Origin of the sequence: Bacillus sp. LLTC93 (assembly GCF_002993125.1) — a bacterium.
Taxonomy (GTDB): domain Bacteria; phylum Bacillota; class Bacilli; order Bacillales; family Bacillaceae; genus Bacillus; species Bacillus zhangzhouensis.
Genome location: NZ_PVME01000002.1, coordinates 46,926 through 59,398, shown reverse-complemented (window position 1 = coordinate 59,398; position 12,473 = coordinate 46,926). Strand labels below are relative to the sequence as shown.

The following is a 12,473-nucleotide window of genomic DNA, read 5'->3' as shown; positions in this document are numbered from 1 at the left end:
CTGGTCGGAGTTTTATGCGGAAAATGAGACGGCTCATAGACGGAAGTGGACGGAAACCATCGACTTTTAACGAAGAAAGGAGGACGCGACGTGGAAATCAAGCCGTTAAAACTAAACGTAAATGCGGGTAAGGCCTCAGCGCAAGCGACCGAAGTTGCTAAACGTAAGCAAGCGGCCAACGCCGTCGAGCCAATCGAGGATGCATGGCGTCGCATCTACGCAAGCAAGCTTAGCGATTCGGACCGGCAGAAATTAAACGAAGTCAAGGCGGCTATGGAGGACGGCCAATTGGCGCGCGATCCTTCTGACTGCGTTAATAAAGCCGGCAAGCCGAAGAAGTTCAGTAAGGCGGAAGCGCTGCGTCTTTGGAAAACGGTGCAAGCGCAGGCCCGCGAAGAAAAGCTACGCAAGATGGTCGAGGAAACGCCGGATAATTATTGGCTGATTACGGATGAAAAGCGGCTGTCCGAGTTTGTTGCGTTGCTCAAAAACGAAGAGGAAATCGTATTTGACGTAGAGACGACCGGCGTAGACGTGTGGAACGATTATATTGTCGGCCATGTCATCACGGCAATCAAAGCGGACGTACACGCTTATATTCCTACGCGACATAAAACGGATAGACCGCAATTAAGCCGAGGTCTAGTAAACGAAGCTCTACGAACTTTCTACGAAGATCCAGCCGTTGGCAAGCTCGCCCATAACGCTAAGTTCGATATTCATATGCTTGATCGCGAAGGCATTAAGTTACGCGGCCTTACGTGGGATACACAGGAAGCTATGCGCCTACTAAACGAAAACGAGCCGTCATTTGCGTTAAAAAACCTCGTCACGAAGTACCTGCGCATTGAGTCGAGTACTTACGGTGACTTATTCGGAAAGATCGGCTTTGACGAAGTAGACGATTTAGAGATCGCGCTTGCTTATGCGGCAAAAGACGGTGATGTGACCCTTAAACTACGAAACTTCCAACGAGCACACCTCGCAAAGATGCCGGAAGTATTGCGCTATTACGAGACAGTAGAGGTTCCGTTGATTTCCGTAGTTCAGCAGATGGAGACGACAGGCTTCGATATTGATTTAGAGTACGCCGAGGAATATGGGCGCGAATTAAAGGACGGCTTAGACCGTTTATACGATGAATTAATCGCAGAATTAGGCGACGTCAACATAAACTCTCCGGCGCAGCTAAAGCCGGCCCTTGAACGGGTGACAGGCGAATCACTAGCGTCGACCGATGCGAAGAAGGTACTTAAACCACTCGCGAAAAAGTATCCGGTAGTTAAGAAGCTACTCGAATATAAAGACAGCTTTAAGCTTTATTCAACGTATATCAACGCATTGCCGGAACTAATCGATCAAAAGACCGGCAAGCTATACACGAACTTCAATCCGAATGGAGCGAAGACGGGTCGGTTCAGTTCCGGCGGAACAGGCGTTAACCTACAGAACCAGCCGAAGAAGGCACGTAAACTATTTGTCGCACCTGAAGGCTACGCAATACTAGGCGGTGACTGGAGCCAACAAGAATACCGATGCCTGGCGTACTTTACGCAAGACCCGAAGCTAGTCGATAACTATTTCCGCGGCGACGATTTATACGCATCTATCGCGGCAGAAGTGTTCGGTAAGCCGATCGAAGAATGCGGAGATGGGTCGATATATCGTAAACAGGCGAAGGTTATCATGCTTGCGGTTGCTTACGGAGGCGGTGCGAACATGTTGAAAGACGCGATCGGCGTAGAAAAGTATGAGGCGCAAAAGTTCCTCGACAGCTTCTTCGAGAGATTTCCGGTCGTAAAGGAATGGGTCGAATCGAATCAGGCGTTCGTGAAAAAACACGGATTCGTTTGGATGGATCATCTACAGCGGAAGCGACGACTGCCTGACGCAAAAGATCGGAGCGCAAAAGGACACTATTCGGCAGTCTTTACGCAGTCAACGAATGCACGCGTTCAAGGATCGGCCGCGATACAAACAAAGGCGACCATGATTGCGCTACAAGAACTATGCGATAGAAAGACGGCTGAAGGACGTGGAGAATGGCGCTTATGGTGCGTGGTTCACGACGAGGCGCTTTTATTAGTGCCGGATACACTTACGCAGCAAGACGTAAAAGAATTCGAGGACGTCATGGTCAATACGTACGTGTTCGGAAACATACCGAATAAGACGGACATCGAGATAAGCCGAAGATGGGGCGAGGGTTTGAAGATAAGCGAATTCTTCAGCGGTGAAGTGAGCCGTGATGACTACCCTAACGAGGATGATTACGAAAAACAAAAACGGATTGTCGGCGAAGGCTGGCAAGGAAAAGGGGCGGTTTAATGCTTCCACAAACATACGTAGTGCTCGATTTAGAAACGACGGGACTCGATCATAAAAAGGATCAGATTATCGAAATTGGCGCAATTAAAATTAGGTTTAACGGTTGGGATCGTGAATTCGTTGAGGTAGCCCGATTTCACACGATGGTCGCACTAGATGAAGGTCGTGAGCTACCCGAGTTCATCACGGATCTAACCGGAATCACGGAAGAAGACCTTGAAGACGCACCGGAAGAGTGGGACGCGTTAGACGACTTAAAAACCTTCATCGGAGACGCTGTCGTTGTTGCGCAGAATGCACCGTTTGATCTTTCGTTCATTAGTCGCGGCGGCATCGAGCCGGAACGTTTCTATTGTACGAGAGCCATGGCGCGATTCGTAGAGCCGGAGTTATCTGCGTCGTTAAAGGACGTGGCTAAACGAAACGGCATTTCACTAGACGGACATCACCGCGCGCTGAATGACGTGGAAGCGACAATCGAAGTTTTCCGTAACTACTTACCGCAAGTAGTCGGCGAATACAACGCCTTTAGAAACATTGTTATGGATTCGCCGGACAGACCGTTGAAATTCGTTCCTAAACACGCCTTAATCCGAGAAGTTCAGATGGTTGCGCTATCTAAAGCGGATCTGCTGCGCATTTATCAAGCGTTGAGAGATAACGAAGCGATGTCGCTAAAGATCGGCTCTATCATCGAGCGCAATATGAAGGGACGTGATTAATTGACGACAGACAAACGAAAATTAGCGGCTCAATTACTTAGTAACGGCGGAAATATACCATCACCGTTTTCTCAAACGATTGCGGACGATTTTAACGATATGTTATACGAATTTCACAAGCACCCGCAGCCGTATGACGATTTAATGGACGCAGAACTCCATGAACAATATGCGCGTGTACTACGAGAGCAATCGAAGTACGGATATTTTAATTGGAAAACCGCACCTGACGGAACACCTCGGCCTGTTTTTTCGCCAAGCAGCGCAAGTAAAACGGAAAGAGAACTATACGAAAAAGCGCGCAAGTCAGTGCGTGATCCACAGACACCAACGCCTAATCAGCGAGATTGGACCGGGCTCGGTTCGCAGGTCGGCGACTATATTCAACGTGAAGTTCTGCTAATAGAACGTCATTTTGAGAGACTTACGGGCACTAAGCCGAAATTTAGATTTGAACGGACGGAGCGAAACGAGCCAGCGTTTGAGCATTTCAAAAAGACAATGCACGAAGTGACTTCCGGCGAAGAAAAGTTCGCAATTCACGGACTTCCCGACGGCATTCTGATCTATACCGCAGATGATGGTCAGGAGTATCGCGTAGGTTTAGAAGTTAAGTCGTTTCAAAAAAGCTACGTGGATTTTAAGAAAATCGTAGAGCCGAAGAAGGAGCACGTTGAGCAGTCGATTTGTTACTCGGAAATGTACGGACTCGATTACTACATCGTCATTTACCACTTAACATACGGCGTGAAATGGGATAAGGAGATTAACCGTAATAAAGTGTTTGGGATTGAGATTCGCGATGAAGACCGTACTAGGATATTTGAGAAATTCGAGCGCGTAACTAGAGCCGTCAGGTTGAGCGAAGCACCATCGTTAGATTTATTCGAATGGGCGTTCTATGAATACAAACGATCTACAGCTAAGAATTTAACGGACGGAGAACTGGCGGACCTATACGATCTTAAAAGTCGGATGATGCGTACTAGACTTCCGGATTGGAAGAAGCAAAGAATCATAGATGCGCTCGCATTTATCGAAAGAGTACGAGAAGGGGAGGCGGTTTGATGACGTTCGATGACGTTCGGAAACGCGTCGATGATATTCGGCACGAAGCCGTAGATGACGAGACGGCGCACGGCATGGAGGACGACTTGTACATCGATGTTTTAGAGGCAATCGCAAATGGCGCAGATAACCCGGAAAAACTTGCGGCAGAGGCGTTAAAGACGCAGGAAATCGAATTCTATCGGTGGTATTCGTGACCGCCGCCAAGCCTATCCGATGCCTTGCGTTCGACACATCGATGACCTGTCCGGGCGTCGCGATCATAGAGGTACGTAAGGGCAAGCCGACTATTAAAGCGCTAAGCCACGTCAAGCCGAATACGAGCCGATCACATGCGCATCGTGCCGAGGTCATCCAAGGATGGGCGATGATGTTTCTCGACAAGCACGTCGGAACCGTCGGATTTGATTACGTGGTGCGCGAAGACTTTGCCGGCAAGACATCACGGTCGAACTATCCGGTGCTCAGCGCATGGAACGCGTGCGAAAGAGCGACGTCGCGTTTCGGGCTGACGTTCGATAAATATAAAAAGCCGGGCAAGAAGACAGAAGACCTCGGCATATCAGCGACGCGAGTCAAGTCGTTAGTCACCGGATCGGGCAACGCAGAAAAGGACGAAGTAGAGGCGGGCGTAAGACGGCTAACAGGCTACGACGGAACCTTCGCTAACTTTGATGAATCGGATGCGGCTGCGATTGGACTTGCGTGGCTGATCGATGAAGGCGTAATTGAGAAACCGAAAGGGGCGGGCTAGATGCGCGTAGAGATTAACGTCGCTAACGGAAGCGGTCGTAAGTGGATTGACGAACAGCACTACGTTGATATGTCGAGCTACGCAACGAAATGGACCACTACGCTCAACTTCTCCGCGTGGAAGAAAGGCGAACCGGCTTCGATTGGCTTCTATGACCGCACATACTTTTCGTGGCAGCGTATCTTTCCGCACAAGATCGCCTGGAACATTGCGAAGATGCAATTACGGAGTCATGTACGGAATTTGAATCGTGAGTTAAAGAAACGCGGCCATGACCTTACGTTAGAAATGAAAATATAGGAGGCGTTACGGATGGATAAACACGAAGAATACGTAATCAAAATTACAGGCGCATTAGGGGAAATTTTTAACGAAGAATCCGAGCATTTTATTGCGGAACTAAAGAACGTCGACTTAACGGCATTCTTTACGGCTGCAAACGCAGCTCTCGGAGTCATGTATAACCACTATACAGGCGACCATAAGAACGCGATTGAATTTACGCACCTACTTAACGGATTGGCGGTTCAGAAAGCGATCGAGAACGTAGAAAAGGAGGCGAAATAGATGGAAAACGGCTATTTTCTTATCGCAGGTAAAGCGGAAGGCTTCGATTACAATGACGCAAAGGTGCAACGGTTCGGTAACGAAATTAGTATTGAGACCTCAATCGATGCGTTAAGAGGCGAGGGCTATACGATCTTCTACGTAACGGAAATCACTGAGCGCATTGACGACAATCTGACGAAGGAGGATGCCTAATGATTACGAAACTAGCAATTTGGTGGTTAAGAAAACGGAAGCTAACTGTTTTGATCGGTCACGATATTACTGGCGGAGAGATTAAGGCGCGATATAACAAAATTTATTTATACGACAGTAATCTAAAAGACGCGGTGTTCAAAGACCCTAATGGCATTCCGTTTAATGTACCGGAAGGCAAGTTCGCCTATAAACGTGCGAAGGGGGCAGGCACAAATGGATAAAGCGATGGCTTACATCGACAAACTAGCCGCAAAGCTCGGAGTAGCGGCGGAACATGTTTATGGGGTGCTCGTTAAGCAGGCGGTGGTTAATGGAGTTCTTTCTACGCTTATGATGATAGCCGGCATAATTGTCGCGGTGTTACTAACGAAATCATTCGCGAAGAAGAGTCGTGAACACCAAAAACATATTGGAGAATACGACCTTAATCCGTACCTGATAATTCAATGCTGCACGGGACTTGCTTTAGCGGTACTCTGTATAGCTGGGTTAGTTAACGGTTCTGATATGGTTGGCAAGATCATCAATCCGGAATACTACGCAATCAAAGAAATCCTCGACACGATCGGAGGTAAATGACGATGGAAGGTACGCCTAACGTTACGATATCGCAGGAATCTTACGATAATCTGATAAACGCGTCGGTCGCACTGGTCAATCAGTTACGGCAAAAAGAGGCAGATAAAACGGCGATCATCACGCAGGAAGAAGCCGAGTTTGCTAACGCGTTCTTCTCCTATTCAAAAGAGACGATCGAAGCCGTTAAGGGACGATATGGAGACGATATCAAAGCGGCTGAGAAACATAAAGTTAGTGCGGTCGAGTATGCGGAAATGTATAGCGTTCCACTCGCAAATTTGGCCGACATGAAGCGCCGATTGGAAGTCGATCTGATCGATCATGAATACCGTCTAAGTCGCCTCGATTCTAAGCGGATTGAAACGGAAATCGAACGTGACCGGACGGCGGCTAGGATTGCGGAATTAGACACGGAAATTGAACGGAGAGGTGGGCGCGGATGAGAAAATACGAAGATATTGAAGCGGAACTTTTCGAATTATACGACTTAGTTGAGGTTACCGAAAATAAAATCGACGATTTAGAAAGCGAACTCAACTATCTGAATGAAAAAGTCGATGACCTCGAAGAAGAATTGGTCGCAATGGACATCGAGGCGGGTGAAGACGAATGAGTACGTACATTGCGTTATTCAGTCTCGCGATTCTCATTATATTTGTGGGCGGAATGAAGGCGAAAACATATGAAGAAATCACAACGAAAATCGCCGGCCTCGTCCTGTTGATCATTCCTACTGCGGTGTTGTTAGCGTACGCGACCGGGGTTCAACCGTGAACGTATATTTCTACTCGCTGACGGGAAACGTACGGCGGTTCATCGCTAAGACCGGACTAGGCGGCCAGGCGCGCGAAGTCAAGACGGGCGAGGTCGTTGAGGAGCCGTTCGTGCTGGTAACGCCGACTTACGACTTCAGTCAGCCGCCCGCAACGGTAAGCGAATGGCTTAAGGATAACGGCGATTTGATGGTCGGGGTAGTGGCGTCGGGAAATCGTGCCTGGGGAGACGGTTTTGGCGCGGCTGCTGACGTTATTGCGGCGCTTTATAACGTGCCGGTGGTCGCCAAGTTCGAATTAGCAGGGACGGAAGAGGACGTAAAACAATTTACGGAAAGGGTGAAGGCGCTTTGAAGCGACACATCGAGTTAAATAACGAAATTATGATTCAAAAAGACGGGCGGTTTCAATTCGAGAAAGACGAAGAGGCCGTCCGTGCTTATTTTATAGACTACGTAAATCAAAACACCGTATTTTTCCACGATTTAAAAGAAAAGCTCGACTATCTACGCGACAACAATTACTACGAAACCGAGTTCCTAGACGCTTACACTTTCGAGGAAATCAAGGCGGTCTATAAAACGGCCTATGCCGCAAAGTTCCGATTCCCTTCGTTCATGAGCGCATTCAAGTTTTACAATGACTACGCTCTGAAGACGAACGATCGCAAGAAGATTCTCGAACGTTACGAAGACCGCATAGCATGTTGTGCGTTGTACTTCGGAAAAGGAGACGGGGCCAAGGCGATTGAGTTTGCGAAACTAATGATTCGCCAAGAATACCAGCCGGCGACGCCTACGTTCTTAAACGCCGGACGCAAACGTAGAGGCGAGATGGTGTCGTGTTTCCTACTCGAGGTAGGCGATTCACTAAACGATATCAACATGATGAATTCGACGGTACGCCAATTATCGAAAATCGGCGGAGGCATCTCCGTAAACCTTTCAAAGACTCGCGCAAAAGGTGAGTCGCTTATGGATTACGAAGGCGTGACTAGCGGCGTGGTACCGATTATGAGAAACCTCGATCAATCACTACGCCACATCAACCAAGCCGGACAAAGAAGCGGAGCAGGTGCAGCGTATCTAAACGTATTCCACGCGGATATAAACGATTTCCTAGATACGAAGAAAATCTCGGCAGATGAAGACGTCCGAGTCAAAACGTTATCGATCGGCGTCGTTGTGCCCGATAAATTCATTGAATTAGCGCGAGAAGATCGTCCAGCCTACATTTTCTATCCGCACACGGTTTATAAGGCGTATGGCACGCATCTAGACGAAATGGATATCGGCGCAATGTACGATGAACTCGTAAATAATCCGGCAGTGCGAAAAGAACGGATTAACCCGCGCCAGTTGCTCGAAAAGATGGCCGTGCTGCGTTCCGAGTCGGGCTATCCGTATATGATGTTTCAAGACAATGTTAACCGTGAACATGCGCTTAATCATATATCGAAGGTTAAATTTTCCAACCTGTGTTCAGAAATTTGTCAAGCGTCGACCGTCTCGGAATATACCGATTACGGCGAACCGGACGATATCGGCTTAGATATTTCGTGCAATCTAGGCTCTCTTAATATTGCGAATGTAATGGCGGGCGGCTCTATCGAAAACGCTGTTAAGCTGGCCGTTGATGCGCTTACGGTAGTTTCGGAGTCTACGAATATCAAAAACGCGCCAGCCGTCGCGAAGGCTAACCGAGAGATGCGGTCTATCGGACTTGGCGCGATGAATCTGCACGGCTATTTAGCGCAGAATGGAATCGCATACGAATCGGAAGAAGCGCGCGACTTTGCTAACGTGTTTTTCGCGACGGTTAACTATTGGACGCTAGTGCGCTCGAATGAATTGGCGCAGGAAACGGGGACTACGTTTGAAGGTTACGAGGGATCTACGTATGCAAGCGGAGAGTATTTCGAGAAGTATTTCGAAGGGGATTACCGACCTAAGACGGATAAAGTCCGGGCGCTATTTAAAGACATCGTAATTCCGACACCTCTCGAATGGGAAGTCTTACGCGATAACGTAAGTCTGCACGGACTCTACCACGCCTATAGACTTGCGATTGCGCCTAACGGATCTATTTCGTATGTGCAGTCGGCTACGGCTTCGGTCATGCCGATTATGGAGCGTATTGAGGAGCGCACTTACGGAAACTCGAAGACGTACTATCCGATGCCGGGCTTATCTCCGCAAAACTGGTTCTTCTATAAAGAAGCGTACGACATGGATATGTTTAAGGTCGTCGATATGATCGCAACGATTCAGCAGCACATCGACCAAGGTATCTCATTTACGCTGTTCTTAAAAGATACGATGACGACGCGTGATCTGAATCGGATTGACCTGTACGCGCACCACAAGGGAATCAAGACGCTTTATTATGCACGGACGAAGGATACGACGCAGGAAGGGTGCTTGTCATGCGCGGTTTAAGTGAGGAGCGACAGAAGCAGATTCAACGCGGAGACTTAATTATTTATTACTTCGGAGGTACCTTAATTAATGCGAAAGTTATTCAAGCGTATGAGGGTGGATATCTCGAAGTACGCCATAAAGACTTCCCGATACTGAATGGTTTACTCGGATATAGGGACGAGGTGCGGACATCGGAAGTGTTGGGTGTAGTTAAACGTAAACGCAAAAGCGGCAAGGAGGACGAATAATTGACGACATTCACAGCGGCCAACTGGTCGCAATCAGACGATAATTTCACGCAAATGTTCTACGATCAGAACGTTAAGCAGTTTTGGCTTCCGGAGGAGATTTCGCTTAATGGCGACCTACTCGCGTGGAAAGACCTAACGCCGGCCGAACGCGATACGTATATGAAAGTGCTCGCCGGCCTGACGCTGCTAGATACGGAACAAGGCAATACCGGCATGCCTGCGATTATGGCGCACGTAGACGGCCATCAACGCAAAGCCGTCCTTAACTTCATGGCGATGATGGAGAACGCGGTGCATGCGAAGTCCTATTCGAACATCTTCTTAACGCTGGCGCCGTCGGAAACTATAACGGCCGTCTTCGAGTGGGTTAAAGAGAACCGGTACTTGCAACGCAAAGCGAAGCTGATCACGGACCTTTATCGCGATATCAAGGCAGGCGATGACATTTCGTTGTACAAAGCGATGGTGGCGTCGGTGTACCTCGAAAGTTTCCTATTCTATAGCGGATTTTATTATCCGTTGTATTTCTACGGACAGGGGCGCATGATGCAGAGCGGCGAGATTATCAACCTTATTATTCGCGATGAAGCGATCCATGGCGTCTACGTCGGTTTACTCGCGCAGGAAATTTACAACCGTCAAACGGACGACGTTAAGGCGGAGCTGCACGAATGGGCGGTCGGGTTATTAGTGGACTTGTACGAGAACGAAGTCGCATACACAGACGATGTTTACGGAGCGGTCGGATTGGCGCACGACGTTAAGGCGTTTGTTCGATACAACGCGAATAAGGCGCTTATGAACCTCGGCTTTGATGCGCACTTTCCGGATGAGCCGGTCAATCCGATTGTGATTAACGGACTGAGTACGAAGACGAAATCGCAAGACTTCTTCTCGATGAAGGGCACGGGTTATAAAAAAGCGACGGCCGAGGCGCTTAAAGACGAAGATTTTTATTTTTCCGCAGAATAATGTCCCGATTTCCGCCGCCCACATGCGACTGTATAAGTGAAAGCGAAAATGAGGAGCTGATCGAATGCGACAGACGATTAACCGAGGCGCTTTAATTGCGGCGTCAATCGTGCCGGCCTTTTGGTACGCACATGCAGCGGGCTTTTGGTGGTTCGTGGCGGCGGGTGCGCCGTTCTTGCTATACGTAATGACGCTACCGTTTGAGGACGGTAAGAAGGCGAAGGAGGGCGAGTAGATGAAATTACCGTATGCAGTAGTATTCGTAGCCTTATTTATGACGTGGTTAAACGTATCTAATCCGTCGATCATCGAAAATATCCTCGTTCTCCTTACGTTGTTTGCCGGTATGTTAGCCGGCGGTAGTTTCGAAAAGGAGGACGAGTAAATGAACGCGTTAAATATCGAAACTAAGAACGGCATTAAATATTGGGCTCACGCAACTGATTCCGATTTAGACGAGTTCAATGACGACATGAAATTCTACGATCATGATTACGTAGAAGTTAATTGCGCCGAAACAAATAGAACCGTCGTTTTTAAACGAAGTGAAATATCTTCGTATTCTTACGGAAAAGTCGAGGAGGGACCGCAATGAACGTAAATATTAAACGGCTATCAGCCGACGCAACTACGCCAACATACGCACATTCGACGGACGCCTGCTTCGATCTATACGCGGCGGAAGACGTCATTATCGAGCCGGGCGAGATGGAGATAGTTCATACAGGATTGGCATTCGAGATTCCGGCAGGACACGAAATGCAGATCCGACCGCGTTCGGGCATTACGCTAAAAACGCCCCTACAAGTTCAGTTAGGGACGATAGACAGCGGGTATCGAGGGGAGGTTAGCGTGCTTATTTATAATTCGGAGGAAGAGAGAGACGAATACTGTCGACACATACACGATATTAGAGGCGAGCGTACGCCGACTCGTAGTCAATATTATGCACAGAAAGGTATTCGGGTTGGTACGTACATCGTCCGAAAAGGCGATCGCATAGCTCAAGCGTTAATCCAACCGGTAGAACAAGTGTCTTTTACGGAAGTTGAAGAGCTGGCTAGTAGCGATCGAGGTGCAGGAGCCTTCGGGAGTAGCGGCGTATGATGTGTCATGAATGTGGAGAAGAGATGGTTACGAGCGTAATCGATTGCCGAGAGTGCTTCGGTCGGGGATGGGGATGCTTACTGTGCGATTCAAGCGGTATAGAATATGAATTTGGCTGTCTATCAGAATTATGCTCAACCTCTCTATATGGTGATGAGGTGAATAAATGACGCAAATCTACGCTTGTATCTTAAACGGAAAACTTTACGGAACAGGCGACCTTGATTATATGAACGCTTTATTCCGTGATTGGGTCGTTGATTGCGAAATGTACGGAAAAGATGACGTAACTTTCCGTGTGACGACGGTTGAAAAGATGCGCGAAATTGTAAAGGAGGCGTAATTTATGGGATTCGAATACGGGTCGTTATTTGTATACGATAGAAAGCTGTGGTTTTTCGAAGGCTATTCGACGGATGAAGAAAGGTACCAAACGCTCAAATTACGAGGCGTAGGCGGTGTCGAGTTAGAAGCGTTAGCGTCCGAATGCTATTTCTTGGGCGCGCCGAGCGAATTTGACTACGAAGAAATCGAACAGAACGCAAGGAGGGGCGGCTAAATGCGGTTTTGGATTATATACGGAGCATGTGTTTTCTTTTTCGCATATTTGATCACACAGCTTATTACGTTTGAATCGGATAACTATACCGGCTTGACAGTATTTTTTATTCCCCTTATATTGTCGGCGATTATAACAACCTTAATTGTTTCAATCGGAATATTCGGAAGTAGTT

General features: G+C 48.0%; 21 protein-coding genes. All 21 read left to right on the top strand.

Translation table 11 applies throughout. The features are described from left to right. The first annotated feature begins 90 nt into the window (after positions 1-90). Positions 91-2,328 (top strand): DNA polymerase, encoded by a 2,238-nt coding sequence (locus C6W18_RS05490; RefSeq protein WP_105926534.1) that lies wholly within the window; start codon positions 91-93, stop codon positions 2,326-2,328. Next, the gene (locus C6W18_RS05485; RefSeq protein ID WP_105926532.1) at positions 2,328-3,050 is read left to right on the top strand and encodes a 3'-5' exonuclease; all 723 of its coding nucleotides are present in this window, start codon (positions 2,328-2,330) and stop codon (positions 3,048-3,050) included. Before C6W18_RS05490 ends, C6W18_RS05485 begins: the two co-directional genes overlap by 1 nt. Beyond that, complete coding sequence (locus C6W18_RS05480) at positions 3,051-4,118, top strand: hypothetical protein (protein WP_105926530.1); 1,068 nt, start codon at positions 3,051-3,053, stop codon at positions 4,116-4,118. Then, on the top strand, positions 4,118-4,315 hold the full coding sequence (locus tag C6W18_RS05475) for a hypothetical protein (RefSeq protein WP_105926528.1): 198 nt from the start codon (positions 4,118-4,120) through the stop codon (positions 4,313-4,315). Before C6W18_RS05480 ends, C6W18_RS05475 begins: the two co-directional genes overlap by 1 nt. Next, positions 4,312-4,872 carry a RuvC family protein gene (locus C6W18_RS05470; RefSeq protein WP_105926526.1) on the top strand — a complete coding sequence of 187 codons (561 nt, stop codon included), beginning with the start codon at positions 4,312-4,314 and terminating at the stop codon, positions 4,870-4,872. The genes C6W18_RS05475 and C6W18_RS05470 overlap by 4 nt, the downstream gene beginning before the upstream one ends. Continuing rightward, complete coding sequence (locus tag C6W18_RS05465) at positions 4,873-5,172, top strand: hypothetical protein (RefSeq protein ID WP_105926524.1); 300 nt, start codon at positions 4,873-4,875, stop codon at positions 5,170-5,172. A gap of 12 nt (positions 5,173-5,184) precedes the next feature. Further along, positions 5,185-5,439 (top strand): hypothetical protein, encoded by a 255-nt coding sequence (locus tag C6W18_RS05460; RefSeq protein ID WP_105926523.1) that lies wholly within the window; start codon positions 5,185-5,187, stop codon positions 5,437-5,439. Beyond that, positions 5,440-5,634, top strand: coding sequence for a hypothetical protein (locus C6W18_RS05455; RefSeq protein ID WP_105926521.1), 195 nt, complete (start codon positions 5,440-5,442; stop codon positions 5,632-5,634). Beyond that, positions 5,634-5,858 (top strand): hypothetical protein, encoded by a 225-nt coding sequence (locus C6W18_RS05450; RefSeq protein WP_105926519.1) that lies wholly within the window; start codon positions 5,634-5,636, stop codon positions 5,856-5,858. Before C6W18_RS05455 ends, C6W18_RS05450 begins: the two co-directional genes overlap by 1 nt. After that, complete coding sequence (locus tag C6W18_RS05445; protein ID WP_105926517.1) at positions 5,851-6,216, top strand: hypothetical protein; 366 nt, start codon at positions 5,851-5,853, stop codon at positions 6,214-6,216. Before C6W18_RS05450 ends, C6W18_RS05445 begins: the two co-directional genes overlap by 8 nt. 2 nt (positions 6,217-6,218) lie before the next feature. Continuing rightward, entirely contained in the window at positions 6,219-6,659 is a 441-nt protein-coding gene (locus tag C6W18_RS05440) for a hypothetical protein (protein WP_105926515.1), read from the top strand. Then, entirely contained in the window at positions 6,656-6,829 is a 174-nt protein-coding gene (locus tag C6W18_RS19995) for a hypothetical protein (RefSeq protein WP_189318053.1), read from the top strand. Before C6W18_RS05440 ends, C6W18_RS19995 begins: the two co-directional genes overlap by 4 nt. Next, on the top strand, positions 6,826-6,990 hold the full coding sequence (locus tag C6W18_RS19990; RefSeq protein ID WP_189318052.1) for a hypothetical protein: 165 nt from the start codon (positions 6,826-6,828) through the stop codon (positions 6,988-6,990). The genes C6W18_RS19995 and C6W18_RS19990 overlap by 4 nt, the downstream gene beginning before the upstream one ends. Then, positions 6,987-7,343 carry a class Ib ribonucleoside-diphosphate reductase assembly flavoprotein NrdI gene (nrdI, locus tag C6W18_RS05435; protein WP_105926513.1) on the top strand — a complete coding sequence of 119 codons (357 nt, stop codon included), beginning with the start codon at positions 6,987-6,989 and terminating at the stop codon, positions 7,341-7,343. Before C6W18_RS19990 ends, nrdI begins: the two co-directional genes overlap by 4 nt. Then, positions 7,316-9,427 (top strand): class 1b ribonucleoside-diphosphate reductase subunit alpha, encoded by a 2,112-nt coding sequence (gene nrdE, locus C6W18_RS05430; RefSeq protein ID WP_411266071.1) that lies wholly within the window; start codon positions 7,316-7,318, stop codon positions 9,425-9,427. The genes nrdI and nrdE overlap by 28 nt, the downstream gene beginning before the upstream one ends. Further along, positions 9,415-9,657 (top strand): hypothetical protein, encoded by a 243-nt coding sequence (locus tag C6W18_RS05425; RefSeq protein ID WP_105926509.1) that lies wholly within the window; start codon positions 9,415-9,417, stop codon positions 9,655-9,657. Before nrdE ends, C6W18_RS05425 begins: the two co-directional genes overlap by 13 nt. After that, the gene (gene nrdF, locus C6W18_RS05420; protein ID WP_105926508.1) at positions 9,658-10,632 is read left to right on the top strand and encodes a class 1b ribonucleoside-diphosphate reductase subunit beta; all 975 of its coding nucleotides are present in this window, start codon (positions 9,658-9,660) and stop codon (positions 10,630-10,632) included. A gap of 235 nt (positions 10,633-10,867) precedes the next feature. Continuing rightward, positions 10,868-11,017, top strand: coding sequence for a hypothetical protein (locus C6W18_RS19985; protein WP_180310248.1), 150 nt, complete (start codon positions 10,868-10,870; stop codon positions 11,015-11,017). A gap of 206 nt (positions 11,018-11,223) precedes the next feature. Next, entirely contained in the window at positions 11,224-11,739 is a 516-nt protein-coding gene (locus C6W18_RS05410) for a dUTP diphosphatase (protein WP_105926504.1), read from the top strand. Between the two features lie 166 nt (positions 11,740-11,905). Further along, complete coding sequence (locus C6W18_RS19980; RefSeq protein ID WP_189318051.1) at positions 11,906-12,082, top strand: hypothetical protein; 177 nt, start codon at positions 11,906-11,908, stop codon at positions 12,080-12,082. Positions 12,083-12,085: 3 nt separating this feature from the next. Then, on the top strand, positions 12,086-12,298 hold the full coding sequence (locus tag C6W18_RS05405; protein WP_105926502.1) for a hypothetical protein: 213 nt from the start codon (positions 12,086-12,088) through the stop codon (positions 12,296-12,298). Positions 12,299-12,473 lie beyond the last annotated feature (175 nt).